This window comes from Hymenobacter frigidus (assembly GCF_014640435.1).
Classification (GTDB): domain Bacteria; phylum Bacteroidota; class Bacteroidia; order Cytophagales; family Hymenobacteraceae; genus Hymenobacter; species Hymenobacter frigidus.
In genome coordinates this window covers 111,528-128,695 of record NZ_BMGY01000007.1, presented here as the reverse complement: position 1 = coordinate 128,695, position 17,168 = coordinate 111,528, and the positions used below count along the sequence as shown (strand labels likewise).

14 protein-coding genes are annotated in these 17,168 nt (G+C 57.4%); 11 read left to right on the top strand and 3 right to left on the bottom strand.

The genetic code is table 11. The features are described from left to right. Positions 1–2 precede the first annotated feature (2 nt). The 5 genes from IEW17_RS05775 to porN all read left to right on the top strand — a co-directional run bounded on the left by IEW17_RS05775 (position 3) and on the right by porN (position 5,904). Positions 3–1,097 (top strand): PorP/SprF family type IX secretion system membrane protein, encoded by a 1,095-nt coding sequence (locus tag IEW17_RS05775; protein ID WP_229748831.1) that lies wholly within the window; start codon positions 3–5, stop codon positions 1,095–1,097. 248 nt (positions 1,098–1,345) lie between these two features. Beyond that, positions 1,346–2,365, top strand: coding sequence for a T9SS ring complex lipoprotein PorK/GldK (porK, locus tag IEW17_RS05770; protein WP_188561078.1), 1,020 nt, complete (start codon positions 1,346–1,348; stop codon positions 2,363–2,365). Between the two features lie 77 nt (positions 2,366–2,442). Next, complete coding sequence (gene porL / locus IEW17_RS05765) at positions 2,443–3,249, top strand: type IX secretion system motor protein PorL/GldL (RefSeq protein ID WP_229748830.1); 807 nt, start codon at positions 2,443–2,445, stop codon at positions 3,247–3,249. 50 nt (positions 3,250–3,299) lie between these two features. Further along, positions 3,300–4,880, top strand: a complete 1,581-nt coding sequence (gene porM / locus IEW17_RS05760; RefSeq protein WP_188561077.1) for a type IX secretion system motor protein PorM/GldM — start codon at positions 3,300–3,302, stop codon at positions 4,878–4,880. Between the two features lie 58 nt (positions 4,881–4,938). After that, positions 4,939–5,904: a type IX secretion system ring subunit PorN/GldN gene (gene porN, locus IEW17_RS05755; protein ID WP_188561076.1), complete on the top strand. Its 966-nt coding sequence runs from the start codon at positions 4,939–4,941 to the stop codon at positions 5,902–5,904. Positions 5,905–5,978: 74 nt separating this feature from the next. On the opposite strand, the gene uvrC is transcribed toward porN, so the two are convergent. From uvrC to porW, 3 genes are all read right to left on the bottom strand, one after another. Next, positions 5,979–7,814 carry an excinuclease ABC subunit UvrC gene (gene uvrC, locus IEW17_RS05750; protein WP_188561075.1) on the bottom strand — a complete coding sequence of 612 codons (1,836 nt, stop codon included), beginning with the start codon at positions 7,812–7,814 and terminating at the stop codon, positions 5,979–5,981. Between the two features lie 141 nt (positions 7,815–7,955). Then, on the bottom strand, positions 7,956–10,307 hold the full coding sequence (locus IEW17_RS05745; protein ID WP_308420600.1) for a penicillin-binding protein 1A: 2,352 nt from the start codon (positions 10,305–10,307) through the stop codon (positions 7,956–7,958). A gap of 115 nt (positions 10,308–10,422) precedes the next feature. Beyond that, positions 10,423–13,494, bottom strand: a complete 3,072-nt coding sequence (gene porW / locus IEW17_RS05740; RefSeq protein WP_188561074.1) for a type IX secretion system periplasmic lipoprotein PorW/SprE — start codon at positions 13,492–13,494, stop codon at positions 10,423–10,425. A 167-nt stretch (positions 13,495–13,661) separates the two neighbouring features. Here porW and IEW17_RS05735 point away from each other — a divergent pair, with 167 nt between their 5' ends. The 6 genes from IEW17_RS05735 (at position 13,662) to atpH (ending at position 17,159) form a co-directional block, all read left to right on the top strand. After that, entirely contained in the window at positions 13,662–13,898 is a 237-nt protein-coding gene (locus IEW17_RS05735) for an AtpZ/AtpI family protein (protein ID WP_188561073.1), read from the top strand. A 36-nt stretch (positions 13,899–13,934) separates the two neighbouring features. Continuing rightward, the gene (locus IEW17_RS05730; RefSeq protein ID WP_188561072.1) at positions 13,935–14,342 is read left to right on the top strand and encodes a hypothetical protein; all 408 of its coding nucleotides are present in this window, start codon (positions 13,935–13,937) and stop codon (positions 14,340–14,342) included. Positions 14,343–14,378: 36 nt separating this feature from the next. Then, a complete protein-coding gene (gene atpB, locus IEW17_RS05725) occupies positions 14,379–15,437 on the top strand; it encodes a F0F1 ATP synthase subunit A (protein WP_188561071.1) in 1,059 nt (352 codons plus the stop codon). A gap of 125 nt (positions 15,438–15,562) precedes the next feature. Beyond that, complete coding sequence (gene atpE, locus IEW17_RS05720; RefSeq protein WP_188561070.1) at positions 15,563–15,838, top strand: ATP synthase F0 subunit C; 276 nt, start codon at positions 15,563–15,565, stop codon at positions 15,836–15,838. 143 nt (positions 15,839–15,981) lie between these two features. Then, positions 15,982–16,482 (top strand): F0F1 ATP synthase subunit B, encoded by a 501-nt coding sequence (gene atpF, locus IEW17_RS05715; RefSeq protein ID WP_188561069.1) that lies wholly within the window; start codon positions 15,982–15,984, stop codon positions 16,480–16,482. 119 nt (positions 16,483–16,601) lie between these two features. After that, positions 16,602–17,159: an ATP synthase F1 subunit delta gene (atpH, locus tag IEW17_RS05710; RefSeq protein ID WP_188561068.1), complete on the top strand. Its 558-nt coding sequence runs from the start codon at positions 16,602–16,604 to the stop codon at positions 17,157–17,159. Positions 17,160–17,168: the final 9 nt, after the last annotated feature.

Below are 17,168 nucleotides of genomic sequence, written 5' to 3'. Positions count from 1 at the left end.
TTTTGGAAACTGATTTCGCCTTACATTTGGAAGCTACTATTTCCCTGGCGTCCATCTCCACACACCTTCTTCTTTCCACCCTCACTGCCCCCTCCGCCAATATGAAAGGAACTTTACTCGCAACCTTGCTGCTCACGGCCGCAGCGGGTTCGGCGCTTGCCCAGCAGCAGCCCCAGTTCACCCACTACGGCCTCAACGGCATGTCGCTGAACCCTGCCTACGCGGGCATCAAGGGCCAAGGGGAGGTTAACCTGATTGGACGCTACCAGTACCTGAACTACAGCGGGACTTTTGATGGAGGGGGGTCACCCCGCACGGGCCTGATTACGGTTTCCCTGCCGATTCTCGCCATCAGCGGTGGCGTTGGCTTGGCCGTGTACTACGACCAGGTGGGCCAGTCGAAAATGACTAACGCGGCGCTGTCGTATTCGCAGCATGTGAAACTGGGCTCAGGTAAACTGGGTATTGGTATCCAGGGCATCTATACTTACCTCAGCAAAGGCACTTATAATGCCATTGACCCCGAAGATATTAACGTGCCCAAAGATGCCTCGGATAACAAGCTGGATGCTGGTGCGGGTATCTGGTACGAAGCGCCGAAGTTCTATGCCGGCATCAGCATGAATAATCTGTTGCGTTCCGAGTACTCGTTCAAGAGCGCAGGTGCCAAAGGCATACCTAGCAAATACCTGGCAGAAAACCACGCCTACTTCACGGCCGGATATAATATTGATGCCTCATCTTCCGTTGTAGTCACGCCAATAGTCTTGGTAAAGGCAGTGCTGCCAGGCAATTTTTCGAGCAAAAGCAAATTTGATAACACGAAGAACTACTCTTTTGAAGGTGGCGTTAGAGCCACAATCGACGATAAATATTGGATAGGTGCCAACTATCGCCACGAGGAATCCGTTTCGGGTCTGTTGGGTGGGAGCTTTGGCAAGGATAATGCTATGCGTCTGGGCTACGCGTTCGACTTCATTGCGTTCAACCAAGCAGCCCGGGCGTTCAGCTCGCAAGAAATTATGTTCTCCTACCGCTTGCCTAAACCGGGCATGGTTACCCGGCCAGCCATTCGCACACCGCGCTACAGCTTCTAATTTTCCTATTTTGCGGTACAGCCTGTAAAGTGGCATTATCCTATTCAGTTAGGATAAATTTTATCCGGGCAAACCGCCCGTAAAACAGATTAATCGAGTTATTTGCGCTATTCAGCGTGTTTATGCCCAATTTGGTCGCATACAGATAATGATGGCTATTGCACAGCACCCTAAAAAAGTGTAGATTTGTCAGCCCATCTAAATGTACTTTAGCGGTACCGGCAATTAAAACAGAATTTCTAACTCTCATGAACAAGCTTCTAGCAATATCCCTTTTCGCTATCTCCGGGGCATTATTGGGTGGGTGTGGCTTTGGCAAAGGTCCTCAGGGTGACCTTGTTGGTGCCGAAGACCGCCTTATGTTCATCCCGCAAGAAGTGCCGCTCGGCATGGTGCCTTGCCCCGGCGGCACTTTCCACATGGGCCAGACCGACCAAGATATTTCCGCGTCGATGGTAAACATGAATAAGCAGGTGACTATCGCCGGCTTCTACATGGACGAAACCGAAATCACCAACAATGAATACCGCCAGTTCGTCGATGCTATCAAGCAGGATTCGCTGGATGTGCTCGGCGAAGAATATGTGATGACCGAGTTGTATCCCGATACCACGGTATGGGTGCGCGACTTCACTTACCACATGGGCGACCCCCTGCTGGAGTACTACTACACCCACCCTGCTTTCGATGACTATCCGGTAGTGGGTGTGGACTGGTTTGCCGCCAAGTATTTCTGCAACTGGCGCACCAAGTTCCGCAACGCGGCACGTGAGGAAACCGGCTACGCCAACGACCCGAACTTCCGCTTGCCTTCCGAGGCTGAATGGGAGTACGCTGCTCGTGGAGGCCGTAACCTTGCTACCTACCCCTGGGGTGGTCCCTACTTGCGCAACAGCAAGGGCTGCATGCTGGCTAACTTTAAGCCTGGTCGTGGCGACTATGCCTCCGACGGCTTTGCTTACACTGCGGAAGTAGGTTCGTTCTTCCCCAACGACTTCGGCTTGTATGACATGGCCGGCAACGTGTCGGAATGGTGCGATGATGCTTACATGGAAGCTTCCGTGCCGGTGGTATGGGATTTGAACCCCACCAATCCTGACGATAACGAACCTCGTAAGGTGGTGCGTGGTGGCTCGTGGAAAGACATTGCTTACTTTCTCGAAACGGGCACTCGCAACTTTGAATACCAGGATTCGGCCCGTTCCTACATCGGCTTCCGCTGCTCGATGATTCAAATCGGCATGGGTACCAACAGCGCACTCAACTAGAAAACAAACGGCATCTGCCACCTAATTCACTACTCTCTCCGGATACCTTCTTCAATCCCTTTCAATCGTAAAATATCATGGCAGCCCAAAAAAGTTTTCTCTACGACACCCTGATGCCCAAAATCTACGGCCTTGGCGCGGCCGTTGTAATCGTCGGTGCCTTGTTTAAAATTGAGCACTGGGCTGGTGCTGATACCATGCTGATTGTAGGCCTTGGTACGGAAGCCGTGATTTTTGCCTTGAGCGCATTCCAGCCACAGCCCCACGAGCACGATTGGAGCCTGGTGTATCCGGAACTGAATGAAGGCTACGACTCTTCGACGGGTGGCAAGCAGTTGGGTGATAACAGCGCTAAAGGCCTGACGATGAAGCTTGACGATATGCTGAAAAACGCTAATGTAACGCCAGAGGCCCTCACTAGCCTGGGCCAGGGCCTGAACCGCCTCAGCACCACTACTTCGCAGATGTCACAGTTGGGCGAAGCTGCCAACGTAACCGATGAGTACACGAAGAAAGTACGCTCGGCGGCCGATTCGCTCGACAAAATTAACATAGCTTATGGCAACACGGTAGAAGCTATTTCGGCCATGTCGAACGCTACTTCGGATGCTAAAGAGTACCACATGCAGGTGCAGAACGTGACCAAGAACTTGGGCGCTCTGAACGCGGTGTACGAAATGGAGCTGCAGGATGCCAATACGCACTTGAAGTCCATGAACCAATTCTACGGCACGCTGAGCCACGCCATGGAGAACATGACCCAGGCTGGTAAAGACACCGAGCAGTTCCAGAAGCAAGTAGCTGACCTGACGGGCAACCTGACTTCGCTCAACCGTGTGTACGGCAACATGCTGAACGCCATGCGGGCTCCAGCCCAAGCCTAATTGCTTCGGCAGCAATTTAGTTCTTTATCCAATATTAGCGGAAACAGATAATGGCAGGCGGAAAAGAAACCCCGCGGCAGAAGATGATTGGCATGATGTACCTCGTGCTAACCGCCCTTCTGGCGCTCCAAGTGAACTCAGCGATTCTGCTGAAGTTTAAGTTTATCGACGACAGCCTTTTGGGCGTAAACGATAAAACTTCAGTGGCAGCCGATGGTACCATCAAAGGCATTCAGGCGGCTGTTCTGAAAAATCAGAACCAAGCTCGTGATAAAACGGTGTTGCAGGAAAGCGAAGAAATTCGCAGCAAGACGAAGGAGATGACCGCCTACTTGCGCGGCCTGCGTGAGAAACTGCTGAAAGCTACCGAGAACACTGGTCCGGAAATGACCAACCTGAGTGGCGAAGACAAGGTAGCAATCACGATGCTGGGTGGCAAAAATAACGGCTTGGCTTACACTGAGTTGAAGCCAAAACTGAACGATTACTCAACCTTCATCAAGAAGTACGTGCCAAGCGCAAGCCCACTCGCGCTGGACGGCAAAGAGGATACCCGCGTCACCGAGAAGTCCCAGAAAACGAAAAACTTCGCCGAACTGAACTTCGAGAACACGCCCGTGGTAGCAGCTTTGGCTACCATCTCGCAGAAAGAAACCGAGGTACTGAAGTACGAAGCCGAAGCCCTATCGGCGCAGGCGCAGAAAGTAGGTGCTAAAACCATCGTATTCGACAAGATTGGCGCTTTCGCCAGCGCTGAATCGAACACGGTGGCTGCTGGTACCAAGTATAAGGCTGAGCTGTTCCTTACGGCTTCGGCCTCCAGCATCAGCCCCCGGATGACGCTGAATGGCAGTTCGCTGCCAGTTAGTGCAGATGGCAAAGGCAAGGTGGAGTTTACAGCTCGCCCCGGTGGGTTCGATGCTTCCGGTAACGCCAAATCTTCGTGGACTGGTACTATCCGCTTCAACCAGAACGGCCGGGATACGACCTTCACCGTGAAAGTGCCTTACACCATCACCAAACCGGTGATGCAAATTCAGTCAGCTTCGGTGCAGGCGCTGTACTTCAAGTGCGGCAACAAGCTGAATGTATCGGTGCCCGCTCTGGGTGCGCAGTATAAGCCCGGCTTCTCGGCTTCGGGGGCTTCGGTGTTGCCCGGTGCTAAGTTGGGCGACGTGACGCTGATTCCGAATTCGAAGGAAGTGACCTTGAACGTAAGTAGCGGTGGTAACGCCATTGGTTCGCAGACTTTCCAGGTTCGTCCTATTCCTAAGCCTACCATTGAATGCTTCGTGGGTGGCCGTCCGGTGAATGAGAAGCAGGGTACCCCCGGTACCGCTGTGCGCTCGATGAATCTGCGTGCTATTCCGGACGCTGGCTTTGCGACTTTCCTGCCGGATGATGCCCGCTACCGCGTATCGCGCTACGAAGTGACGCTGGTACGTGGCCGTCGCCCCGCTTTGCAAACCAAAACCATCAGCGGCCCTACGGCCGACTTGAGCGACGTGGTTAACGCTTACCGCGAAGGTGACCGTATCTACGTGGAGGTGAAGGAAGTACAGCGCCAGAACTTCCAGGGCACAGTGGAGACGGTGAACATCTCCAAGCAGTTCAACATCCCCCTGCTATAATATCTGTGGCCTAGCCACGTTAGCGAACTATCTTAAAGCCAATTTGCTTTTGCCCGTTATGAAATCTATGCACACGTTGGCCGTTATCGCGGCAGGTTTAGCTCTGTCAGTATCGGCCTCAGCTCAGGAGCAGGCTACTACGGCAAGCAGCACCGGTTCGCACCGGCCGATTCCGCCGTCCGACCAGATGTTCCGCAAGAGCATTTGGCGGCAGGTAGACTTGCGTGAGAAGCAGAACAAGCCCATGTTTTCGGAAGGCAAAGAAATCAGCCGGATTATCATGGAAGCAGTGAAGCATGGCGAGCTGCAGGCTTACAAAAACGATTCGTTGACCTCGACTTTTAACCCCCAGGAAGTGTCCGGCAATATGTCGTATGCGGACGAGGCACTAAAGCTTAGCGACGAGGAAAAGGCTGCTGGTTTCAGCGAGAAGGACCTTGGCGGTGGCGGCGACGACTGGGGTGCCCCGGCATCAAAGAAGGCTGCTGCCAAGAAAGTGCCGAAGCTGAATGCCGCTGGCAAGCCGATGAAGGATAAAAAAGGCAAGGTGATTATGGTGGCGGCTCCCGCAGCCGTAGCTGTGGCTGCCGCTCCAGTTGGCAATCAATACCGGTACAAGGACCTGTATGAGATGGAGGTGAAAGAGGATATGATTTTCGACAAGAAAAGGTCGAGAATGTACCACGATATTAAGTCCATCACGCTGCTGGTGCCATCGACGCTGGCCATGAACACGTCGGGTATTGAGAAGCCAATTGGTACGTTCAAGTACAGCGACTTGGTGAAGGTGTTCCGCGCAAATCCACAGAACGCCATTTGGTTCAATGCCGAGAACGATGCTCAGCATAAGAATCTGGCTGATGCTTTCGAATTGTGGTTGTTCAATTCCTACATCACCAAGGTTTCAAATGCTGGTGACAGCCGCTTGGACGATATCTACGGCGGTGCCCAGCAGGGTATCCTGGCTGCTCAGCAGACTTCAGCTGACCTGATTGAGTACGAGTACAACCTGTGGAGTTTCTAGGGATTTAGATAATTTCAACACAAAAAAGGCCCTCGCAGTAATGCGAGGGCCTTTTTTGTGTTGACGAAACTGATTTAGTCGGGGAGTTGCCGGGCGGGCATGGGATGCGACGGGGCCTCGTTTTGGGCGAAGTAGGTTTGGAGAATTGCGGTTTTGGCTTTGCCTACTTCAGCGATTAGCTCGGTTTCGGAGAGCTCGCGGATTTTCTTGACGGACTTGAATTTGTTGAGGAGCTTGTCGGCGGTGACGGGGCCGAGGCCTTTCACGTCGGTGAGCTCGGTTTTGAGGGTGCCGGCATCGCGGCGGGAGCGGTGGAAGGTAATGCCGAAGCGGTGGACTTCGTCGCGCATGCGCTGAATGAGGCGCAGGGACTCGCTCTTTTTATCAATGTAGAGAGGCAGCGGGTCGTTGGGGACGTAGATTTCTTCGAGGCGCTTGGCGATGCCGATGACGGGAATCTGGCCCCAGAGATTGAGGTCTTTCAGGGCTTTGACGGCCATGCTAAGCTGGCCCTTGCCGCCATCGACGATGACCAGTTGGGGCAGGCTGGCCCCTTCGTCGACCAAGCGGCGGTAGCGGCGCGTGACGACTTCGTACATCGAGTCGAAGTCGTTGGGGCCGATGACGGTTTTGATGTGGTAGTGGCGGTAGTCCTTTTTGCTGGGTTTGGCGTTGCGGAAGCAGACCATGGCGGCCACAGGATTATCGCCCTGAAAGTTGGAGTTGTCGAAGCACTCGATGTGCTTGGGCAGCTCGGTGAGGCGCAGGTCCTTTTTGATGGTTTCCATGATGCGCACCTCGTTGAGGTCCTTGCTGCGCTCGTTCATGCTTTCCTTTTCCTTGCGGGCGTAGAGCACGTTTTTGAGGGCGAGCTCCAGCAGCTTGCGCTTGTCGCCGATTTGCGGAACGGCGACGGTGACGCCGGGTAAGGGTAGCTCCAGGGCTACGTTGGTGAGGATTTCGCGCGACTCGCTCTTGAATTCCTGCCGCATCTGCATGATGAGCGGCGCGAGAATTTCGACGTCGTCTTCGTCCAGCTTTTTGGTTACTTCCAGGGATTGGGTGAGGATGATGGAGCCGTTCATGACCTTGAGGTAGGTGATGAAGCCGGATTTCTCGTTGCTGGCGATGGCGAAGACGTCGATGTTGGTGAGCGTGTCGCTGACGATGGTGCTCTTGGCCTGGAAGGCCTCAATCTTATCGAGTTTCTGCTTGAACTGGTGGGCCAGCTCGTACTGCATATCCTGGGCGGCGGCGGCCATGCGCTCGCGGAAGTACTGCTTGGGAATGCGCAGGTCGCCGTTGAGAATCTGACGGATTTGCTGGATGTAGGCGTCGTACTCGGCTTCGTCTTCGTGGCCCTCGCAGGGGCCTTTGCAGTTGCCGAGGTGGTATTCGAGGCAGACTTTGAACTTGCTGGCGGCCACGTTTTGCGGGCTCAGATTGAAGTTGCAGGTGCGCAGGGGATAGAGGGCCCGAATGAGTTCCAGCAGCACGTTGAGGGCCGTGCCGTTGGCGTAGGGGCCGTAGTAACGCGAGCCGTCGTTGATTTTGTTGCGGGTGGGGATGAGGCGCGGGAACCGCTCGTTGGTGAGGCAGAGAAAAGGGTACGTTTTGCCGTCCTTGAGCAGAATGTTGTACTTAGGCTGGTGCTGCTTGATGAGGTTGTTTTCAAGCAAAAAGGCATCGGACTCGGAATCAACAATCGTGAATTCGAGACGCTTAATATTGCGGACCAGCTGCTGGGTCTTCTTGTTGTGGTCCTGCTTGGTGAAATAGCTGCTCACGCGCTTGCGCAGGTCGATGGCCTTGCCCACGTAGATGATGCCTTCGTCATCGAAGTACTTGTACACGCCGGGCTTATGGGGCAGGGCATTGATGAGGGCTTGTAGCTCGGGGTTAGCTGCCATAAATCGCAGATTATCGCTGATGAACCGTGATTGCGCTGATTGGGACGGCGCGGGGAATTACCTAACGCGGATGGGGAAGCAATGGGTTTCCGGTGGGGGCCGTCTGCGTAGTGGTGGGGAGCATCTCGCGCGTGGTGGGGCTTAGATGTCCTCGTCGTTGAGAGCGCCGGCGTCGGGCACCTGCATCTTTTGGTCGGCGGGAATGGTGTCGCGCTGGCCGCCGTAGTATTTCGAGCAGTCGATTTCGATGCCGAGCGGGGCGGCGGGTTTGGGGAAAGGCGCGGTGCTGATGCCGATGCTCTTGTCCTTGTACACCTTTTGCATAAAGAGGCCGTAGAGCGGCAGGGCCAGGCGCGCACCCTGGCCGTAGGTGCCGGTGCGGAAGTGGATGCTGCGGTCTTCGCCGCCAATCCACATGCCGCAGACCAGGTCGGGGGTGATGCCCATAAACCAGCCATCGGAGTAGTTGCTGGTGGTGCCGGTTTTGGCCCCGATTTCATACGGAAACTTGAAGCCGGTGTGCAGGATGGTGCTGGTGCCGCCGGGCTCGGTGGTGCTGGCCTGCAGCATGTTGGTCATGATGTAGGCCGTTTCTTCGCTGAGCACTTCCTTGGTCTGGGGCACGAATTCGCGCAGCACGTTGCCGTTCTTGTCCTCAATGCGCGTGACCATGATGGGCGACGTCCAGACGCCCTTGTTGACGAAGGTGGAGTAGGCCCCGCACAGCTCGAAGATGCTGCAATCGGACGTGCCGAAGCCCATGGAGGGCACGGCCTCGATGGGCGAGGTGATGCCTAGGCGCTTGGCGTAGCTCACGATGGTTTCGGGCGTGAGCTTCATCACCAGCCAGGCCGTGATGGAGTTCATGGAGCGGGCCAACGCCTGTCGTAGCGTGAAGGTGCGCCCCGTGAATACACCCTCAAAGTTGCGGGGGGTGTAGGCGGCGCGGCCGGCCACGGCCGGAAACGTGGTGGCCACGTCGGGCCGCGGGTAGCAGGGCGAGTAGTTTTGGTCGATGGCCGCCACGTACACAATGGGCTTGAACGTGGAGCCAGGCTGGCGCTTGCCCTGGCGCACGTGGTCGAACTTGAAAAACTTGTAGTTGGGGCCGCCCACCCAAGCCTTAATCTGGCCATTGAGCGGGTTCATGGCCATAAAGCCAGCTCGCAGGTAGCGCTTGTAGTAGGCCAGCGAGTCGAGCGGCGACATGAACATTTCCTTCTCGCCCTGCCAGGTGAATACCTGCATCTTGTACTTCTTGCGCAGGTAATAATTGACGGAATCGCGGTTGCCGTCGTGGATATTCATCAGTGACTTGTAGCGCTGGGTGCGGCGCATGGCGATGTTGAGGAAGTTGGGGATGACCTTGCCGTTTTCGTCGCGCCAGGGCAATTGGCCCTTCCAGTGGGCCGTAAACCATTTTTGCTGCAAGGTCAGGTGCTCAGCCAACGACTTTTCGGCGTAGGTCTGCATCCGCGAATCGATGGTGGTGTAGATTTTCAGGCCATCGGCGTAGAGGTCGTGGTCCGTCTCCTTGGCCCAGGCGATAAGCGACTTGGCCACCTCCGACCGGAAGTAGGGCGCCAGGCCCTTGGTGGGGTTCTCCACGGAGTAGTGCAACACGATGGGCTTGGCCGTGTCAGCCGCCAGCTCGGCATCGGTGATGTAGTTGGACTTGGCCATCTGGCGCAGCACCCAGTTGCGGCGCAGCCGCGAGCGCACGGGGTGCGCAATGGGACTGAACCGGCCCGGCGCGTTCACGATGCCCACCAGCGTGGCGGCTTCGGGAGTGGTCAGGTCCTTGGGCTTCTTGTTGAAGAAGGTTTTGGCCGCGGTGTTGATGCCGAACGAGTTCGAGCCGTACTCCACAGTATTGAGGTACATGCGCAGAATTTCGCGCTTGGTGTAGTTGCGTTCCAGCCGGATGGCCAGCAGCCATTCCTTGGCTTTGGTGATGAGCAGGCCCACCTTGCCGCTGCCGTTGAGCAGGCCGTCGTTGAGGTTGCTTTGCTCGCCGGGGCGGGTTTTGAACAGCACCTTGGCCACCTGCTGGGTGAGCGTGGAGCCGCCGCCGTTACGGTTGAACGTGGCCACGCCGGCCACGGCCCGCACGATGCTCTTCATGTCGATGCCCGAATGCTGCTCAAACCGCACGTCTTCGGTGGCGATGAGGGCATCGACCAGGTTCTGGGGCAAATCCTTGAACTCGGCGGGCGTGCGGTTCTCGCGGAAGTACTTGCCCAGCAGCACCCCATCGGCCGAATATATCTCAGAGGCCAGCTCCGAGCGTGGGTTTTCCAGGGTTTTGAGGTTGGGCATGCGCCCAAACAGGTTCAGGAAGTTGCCATTCACGGCCAGCACAAACAGGCTCAGTCCCACCACGCCCGCGCCAAACAGCAGCCACATAGTGCGCGTGAACGCCGTGAACCGCCCCGCACGCGCTGGGTTGGGGGCTAGCGGCTTGGGGCGACGGGCAGGGGAGGAAGCGGGCATTCGTTAACGTTAGAAGTTAGGAGTTGGGATTTATGAGTTTGCCAAAGGAGGTAAGCCCGGTCCTGCAGCAAAGGTCCGACTGCCAACTCATAACTCATAACCCCTACCTTTTAACTCACTTATATACGCGCTGATAAAAACTTAAATACCCGGTCAAATCGCCGGTGGCTTGCAGCAGCGTCAGGTTTTCCAGGCTGATAACCACCGCCTGGTAGCCCGCTCCGCGCAGGCGCGCCAGCGGCGACTGCGGCCCGCGCAGCTTGGTGGCGTAGCTCTGGGCCACTTTGGCCCCCGGCAGCGCCCGCACCACCACCAGGTCCTGGTCGGTGCCCAGCGGCTGGGCGGCTATTTGCAGGTTGCTGGCCCGAAAAAACCGGTTATTGTACGTGCCCAATTGAGTGGTCAGGTCGGCAGCAGCGGGCGTGGCCTTGGCAAATACTAGTACCACGGCGTGCGCCCCGCTGAGCTGGGTGGTGTAGGCCGTGGCCGGAGCCGTGGGCACCGCAGGAGCCGGGCCAGTGGTGCTGGCGGGAGCCGGGGCCGCCGGGGCCGGCGTAGGCGGCAAGGTTGTGGGGGCCGGGGCCGAATTGGCGGGCTGGTTCTTTGCCGGGGCAGTTTCGGCAACCGTTGCCTTCCCCACCAATGGGGCAGGTAACGCAGCGCTGGTCGGCGCGGGCGTTTTCAAGGGCGCATTGGGCACGGGAACCGCTTTATTCGGCTCTGGGGCTGCGGGGGGAGCCGCCGCAGGTTTTATTGCTTTGGCCGGGCTTTCGTCTTCGCGGTACACAATGCGCATGCGGTTATCAATCTCACCGGGCCGGAAGATGGAGATGACCGGCTTCTCCGTCGAGGCCAGCGCCCCGGCAATTTCGCCCGTTTCGCGCCGCTGATACGCTTGGGCCAGGGCCTGTGCTTGTGGCACCAGCGGGCTATCGGGGAAGTCCTTATAAAACTTCTCCACCGAGGTACGGGCCGTGAGCGGGGGCTGGGTACGGATGATGAGCAAGGTTTGCAGGTAGGCCACCCGGTCGCTCAGGTCGCTCTTGGGGTACTGCTTGTCGGTGCGGGCCAGCACGGCCGTGGCCTTGCGAAACTCCTGGTTTTTGTAGTAGGTGAAAGCCGAATCGACGCGGCTGGCCACGGCGTTGTGCAGCGCCAGCTGGTGCTCGCGGTACAGGGGGTCAGCAATCAGCTTGGCGTAGAGCGAAGTTGGGAATTCCCGTTGCAGGGCTGCCGCGTACTGCGCCATCTTGGCCGCGTCGGGCTTGTCCTTGTAGTGCAGGTACAGCAGGTAGTAGGCATCGGGGGCGTGCTCGCCGCGCTCGTAGCGGGCTACTTGCTTTGCATAGGTCTCAATGCCTTTATCCCGCTCCTTCAGCTGCTCTTTGTAGATGCCGCCCAACTCGTACAGGGCCGCCTCCACCTGCTTATCCGAAGCCTGAAGCATTTGGGGCGTCAGGGGCAGGTCTTTGCGGTACTGGGCAACCAGCGTCTGCTTTTCCGCGTCGGGGTTGGCCACGGCGGCCGTCGCCGCCGAGTCGGGGCCGGTGCCGCCGTTCACGCGGGTGTTGTCGTTGCCGGTCACCGCTACCGGCGCGCCGCCGTTGGTAGGAGCATTGGGCGAGCTGCTCGACTGCCGGTTGGTGCGCCAGTTGTCTTGCAGCTGCCGGTCGCCGTACTTCCGCAGGAAATCGGCGCGGGCCGTGCCCAGCGTGGCGGGATTGTCGAAGTACCACCTGGCCCCCGTGCCTGACGCGGTGGGGTCGAAAGCCATCAGGTCGGGTGCCGGAGCGCCGCCGGGCAATGACGAGCCCAAAGAACTGCTGCTGCTGGTGGTGCGCGAAGCAATTTCGGCGGCCCGCTCCTGGGTTTTCTGAATTACTGCTAGGCGGGCAGCGTCCTTCTGCTTCGCTATTATTTCGGCGTCGGCATACTGGTTGAGGCGCTGCGTGAGGTCGTCGCCACTCAAGCGGGCCAGCGCTTGCAGGCTATCCTGCGTTTCAATAACGGTGTACTGTTTGGCGAATTCCTTGAGGATGTCGCTCCGCTCTTTGATGGTGGCGTAGGTGCGGGCATCGGGGGCCAGGGTCTGCACCGTGCTGTCGTAGTAAGCGGCGGCCAGGCGGTATTTCTGCAGGTTTTCGTAGTAGATGCGGCCCGCCAGCAGGTAGGTATAGCTCTTTTGCAGGCGGTTGGTGGTAGTAGCGGCAATGGACTGGCGCAGCAGCTTCAGCGCCGCCGGGTAGTTCTGCTCGCGGTAGTTCAGCCGCGCCATCTCGTAGTAAATCTTGTCGCGGTAATCCTTGTTCTTGAGGTCCTTTAGCAGGCCCGCGAAGTTCTTGTCAAGCTTTATCCGGTCCTGGGGGCTCAGCTCCGACACCTGCGCCAGCATCAGCTTCGACTGAAAGTCCAACTCGTACGGCGGGTTGCGCTTCAGAATCTGGGCAATCTGCTCGTAGGCCTTCTTGTTCTCGCTGGCGTCCTGGTAGAGCTGCGCCAGCACGTAGCGCGTCCGCGACCGCTCGTTCTTGAGCTCAATTAGCGGAATGGCCTTTTCCAGCTGCGGAATGGCCTTGGCCGGCTCCCCGGTGCGGATGTAGTAATCGGCGCGGGTCAGAAACAACTGGCGCGCATCCTGCGGCAGGCCAGTTTCCTTGTCCAACAAGTCGGATACTGCTTTGGCGCTCTCCATTTCGCCCTGCGCTACAAAGGTGCGCATCAACCCAATCAGCGCTTCGTGCTTGGCGTTGGCGTCCTTGCTGGTCGAGTTCACATACTTAAATGTGAGTGCCGCGTCGTCAAACTGCATCTGATAAAACCGCGACCAACCTACCAGAATGTAGGCGTCATCGGTCCAGTCGGAGCCCGCCCGGTGCTGAATCGGCATCGAGGCCTTCTTGATGATGTCGTTCAGCTCGGCCCGGTTGGCGCGCACGCTGGTGCTGTCCAGCGTCGGGAACAGCGGCAGCGTTTGGTTGTAGTCGTTCACCCGGCTGCCATACAGCTTGCCCTCCGCGGCGTGCAGCTTTTCGCGGGCCAGAAAGTAGGCGTTGTCCCGGGCCGCCACGTTGTTGAACGCGTGCGCCACCAGGTTTTTGTCCGATGCGCAACCCGCCGCGCCCAGCCCCAGCAGGGCCAGGAGCAGCGTCGCCCAGCGGTAAATCAGCAGTTGATGTGTCAAAGTCAAGAGCGAAGGAAAGGACGAGCCAGAGCAGCCGGAACGTCCAAAGCAGCCGAAAATGTTCGTCGGCCCAGTCAGATAACGAAGCCGAACGGGTAAAATTACGTTTTTCCCGGGGCAAACGTAGCCCCGTTCGCGGCGTAACTTTGCCGGGCCGCTTTTCGCTCAGTTCCATGCCCACCCCGCCCGAGTATCCGCCGCCCGGTTCCAACCGCCTCCGCGCGTTCGCGAAGTATTCGGGCCTGGCTTTTCAGATGCTGGCCATCATCGGCGGCAGTACCTGGCTGGGCACCTGGCTCGATGCGCGGTACCACATGCGCAATCCCTGGTTCACCATCGGGCTCATGCTGCTCGGGGTGCTGGTCGCACTGCTGCAAGTCATCCGCAGCCTCACCAAAGACGTGGAGTAAGCGCGGCCCCTCGTCGATTTAATAAAGAGTACTATTATGATGCAGTTCCTGCGCCAGTTTTTGATTTTTGGCGGCGGGCTGGCCCTGCTCATTTTCGGGCTGCACCTCGTGTACGGTCCGGCGGTAGTGCACCCGCGTACGGGACTCATTTTCGTGGTGATGGCTGTCCTCACTTGGTTCGCCTACAGCCTCACGGCGCGCCTGGTAGCCCGCTCGCCCGATAACCTTGGTATGGGCTACCTCATCGGCATGACGGTGCGGCTGCTGGTGTCGCTAGGCCTGGTCACGTGGCTGCTGGCCAGCGGAATTGCGCGCGAGCCGCGGGGCATCTGGACCTTCCTCGGCGCCTTCTTCATCCTGTACTTTTCGTGGGCCGGGTTTGAAATCTGGGCTACTTTGAGTAACTTGCGGCCGATTTCAGGAAAGCAAGTGGCGCAAACATAGCGCGTTAGCCCGAAATTACTCATTAATTAACTTTGAATGAAGCGTTTACTCTCGATTCTTCTTTGCTTCGTATCCCTGTCCGTTTTCGCCAACGAACCCGCCACTGAGGGCGCCAAGGGGGAAGGCTTCAATCCCGGCGAAATGATTTTGGAGCATATCGGTGATTCTCACGAGTGGCATCTGGCCACCCTGGGCGCCGGCGAACACGCCACCCACGTAAGCTTGCCGCTGCCAATCATCGCCTACCAGCCCGGCGCGGGCCTGAGCACGTTCTCGGGTGGCAAGTTGGCCCACGGCCAAAGCTACAACGGCCTCAAGCTGGAGCACGACAAGCTGGTTGCCCTCGACGGCAGCAAGGTGTACGACTTCTCGATTACCAAAAACACCGCCTCGCTGCTGATTAGCGCCGTGCTCATGCTGCTGGTTTTCACCACCGTAGCGCGGGGCTACAGCCGCAACCAGGGCCGTGCTCCCAAAGGCGTGCAGTCCTTCTTCGAGCCGGTTATCATCTTCATCCGCGATGAAGTGGCCAAGAAGAACATCGGCCCCAAGTACGAGCGCTACATGCCGTACCTGCTCACGGCCTTCTTCTTCATCTGGTTCAATAACCTGCTGGGCCTGATGCCCGGCGCGGCCAACCTGAGCGGCAACATTGCCGTGACCATGGTGCTGGCCGTAATGACGCTGGTTATTACGCTGGCTTCCAGCAACAAATACTACTGGGCCCACATTTTTGCCACGCCCGGCGTGCCAAAGCCGTTGTTGCCCATCATGATTATCGTTGAGTTTCTGGGCATCTTCACCAAGCCCTTCTCGCTTATGATTCGTCTGTTCGCCAACATCACGGCCGGACACATCGTGGTGTTGAGCTTCATTAGCCTGGTGTTCATCTTTAAGTCGTGGGCTGTGGCTCCGGTCACCATCGCGTTCGGCTTGTTTATCAACATCCTCGAACTGCTGGTGGCCATTCTGCAGGCCTTCATCTTCACCCTGCTCACCGCCATGTACATCGGTGGCGCGGTAGAAGACCACCACGATGCCGACATGCAGATGGGCTACGACGACGGTTCGCCCTCCACGCACGTTGCCCACTAATCTGACTTAATCGGCCGGGCGCTCGCCGCCCGCCAACTAGCTGTTTCGGCCAGTCCGTAGTAATCCCCTCCCCCCCGCTGCGGGACTGACGAACTTTTTCTTTTTCCCCATTTTCTTTTTTTATTATGCTTCTTTCTTTGTTTTTGCAGGCTGTTGCCATGGCAAGTAACTACGGTCCTGGTTTGGCCGTGATGGGTGCCGGTATCGGTGCAGGTTTGGTGGCTTTGGGCGTAGGCCTGGGCATTGGCCGCATTGGCGGCAGCGCCATGGATGCTATCGGCCGTCAGCCGGAAGCTTCGGGCAAAATCCAGACGGCTATGATTATCGCCGCCGCTCTGATTGAAGGCCTGGGCTTGTTCGCCGTTGTGGTTTGCGTACTTATCTGGACCAAACTCGTTTAGTGCTGGCCGGGCTCCGGGCCCGGAAGTAGTTGGAAGCCCGCCGCCCGCTGCTGCTTGTGCAGTTGGCGCGGCGGGCTTACCTGCTCCTAATCTGCGTAGTCGATTAGTCGGATTTTTCGATTTCCCTTACCTATACCGTATCAATGCTGCCAGCTTTTTTATCCCCTGAACTCGGCCTGATTTTCTGGCAACTGGTTATTTTTCTGCTGGTGCTGTTTCTGCTGGGCAAGTTTGCCTGGAAGCCCATTCTGTTGGCGCTCAAAGAGCGCGAAGACAACATCGAAGGCGCCCTGCGCATGGCCGACCAGGCCAAAGTTGAGATGCAGCAGCTGAAAGCCGGCAACGAGAAGTTGCTGACTGACGCCCGCCTCGAGCGCGACCGCATGATGCAGGAAGCTACCGTGATGGCCAACCAGCACCGCGAAGCCGAAAAGGCCCGCGCCACGGCCGAAGCCAACACCATCATTCAGCAGGCTCGCGAAGCCATTCAGCAAGAGAAGAACCTTGCTTTGGCTGAGGTGAAAAATACCGCCGCCAAGCTGTCGGTCGACATCGCCGAGCGCATCCTGCGCCGCGAGCTGGCCGACCCCACTGCCCAAACGCAGCTGGTGGATTCGTATTTGAAAGACGTAAAACTTAATTAACTGTCTGTCATGCTGGCGAAGGAAGCATCTTATCACCGCTGCCTTCGTCAGATTTAGCTTACCGAGTGGTGCGAACCTGATAAGATGTTTCGCCAGCTCAGCATGACAAAACCAACTATATGGCTGACCAACGAGTAGCCGCCCGCTACGCCAAGTCGCTCCTCGACTTGGGCAAGGAGATGGGCACGCTGGAAACGGTGAAGCAGGACATGGACTTGCTGGGCAAGACCGTGGCCGAAAACCGCGATTTACGCTTGTTGCTGCGCAACCCGATTGTGAAGCACGATAAAAAGCTGGCCATCCTCACCGCCATTTTTCAGGGCAAGGTGTCGGACGTGACCATGCAGTTCTTTACCATCCTGACCCAGAAAAACCGGGAGTCTGCGCTGGAAAGCATGGGCACCGAGTTTCAGGCGCAGTACAACGTGATGCAGGGCATTCAAACCGCCCAAGTCACGTCGGCCACGCCGCTCACGCCCGCCTTGCGGGACGAGCTGGAGCAGCTGGTGATTAAGCAAACCGGTCTTACGGAGGTCAAGCTCACCGAAAAGGTGGACCCTAGCCTCATCGGCGGCTTCGTGCTGCGGGTGGGCGACCAGCAGATTGATGATTCGGTGCGCACCAGCCTCCGCAAGCTGCGCACTTCTTTGCAAGAAAATACTTACTCAAATAACTAGTGATAAAGT

Excerpts from the sequence above, each read along its gene's own strand:
- porK (WP_188561078.1), top strand. The coding sequence starts at position 1,346 with ATGAACAAGCTTCTAGCAATATCCCTTTTCGCTATCTCCGGGGCATTA.
- porL (WP_229748830.1), top strand. The coding sequence starts at position 2,443 with ATGGCAGCCCAAAAAAGTTTTCTCTACGACACCCTGATGCCCAAAATC.
- porM (WP_188561077.1), top strand. The coding sequence starts at position 3,300 with ATGGCAGGCGGAAAAGAAACCCCGCGGCAGAAGATGATTGGCATGATG.
- porN (WP_188561076.1), top strand. The coding sequence starts at position 4,939 with ATGAAATCTATGCACACGTTGGCCGTTATCGCGGCAGGTTTAGCTCTG.
- uvrC (WP_188561075.1), bottom strand. The coding sequence starts at position 7,814 with ATGGCAGCTAACCCCGAGCTACAAGCCCTCATCAATGCCCTGCCCCAT.
- IEW17_RS05745 (WP_308420600.1), bottom strand. The coding sequence starts at position 10,307 with ATGCCCGCTTCCTCCCCTGCCCGTCGCCCCAAGCCGCTAGCCCCCAAC.
- IEW17_RS05735 (WP_188561073.1), top strand. The coding sequence starts at position 13,662 with ATGCCCACCCCGCCCGAGTATCCGCCGCCCGGTTCCAACCGCCTCCGC.
- IEW17_RS05730 (WP_188561072.1), top strand. The coding sequence starts at position 13,935 with ATGATGCAGTTCCTGCGCCAGTTTTTGATTTTTGGCGGCGGGCTGGCC.
- atpB (WP_188561071.1), top strand. The coding sequence starts at position 14,379 with ATGAAGCGTTTACTCTCGATTCTTCTTTGCTTCGTATCCCTGTCCGTT.
- atpE (WP_188561070.1), top strand. The coding sequence starts at position 15,563 with ATGCTTCTTTCTTTGTTTTTGCAGGCTGTTGCCATGGCAAGTAACTAC.
- atpF (WP_188561069.1), top strand. The coding sequence starts at position 15,982 with ATGCTGCCAGCTTTTTTATCCCCTGAACTCGGCCTGATTTTCTGGCAA.
- atpH (WP_188561068.1), top strand. The coding sequence starts at position 16,602 with ATGGCTGACCAACGAGTAGCCGCCCGCTACGCCAAGTCGCTCCTCGAC.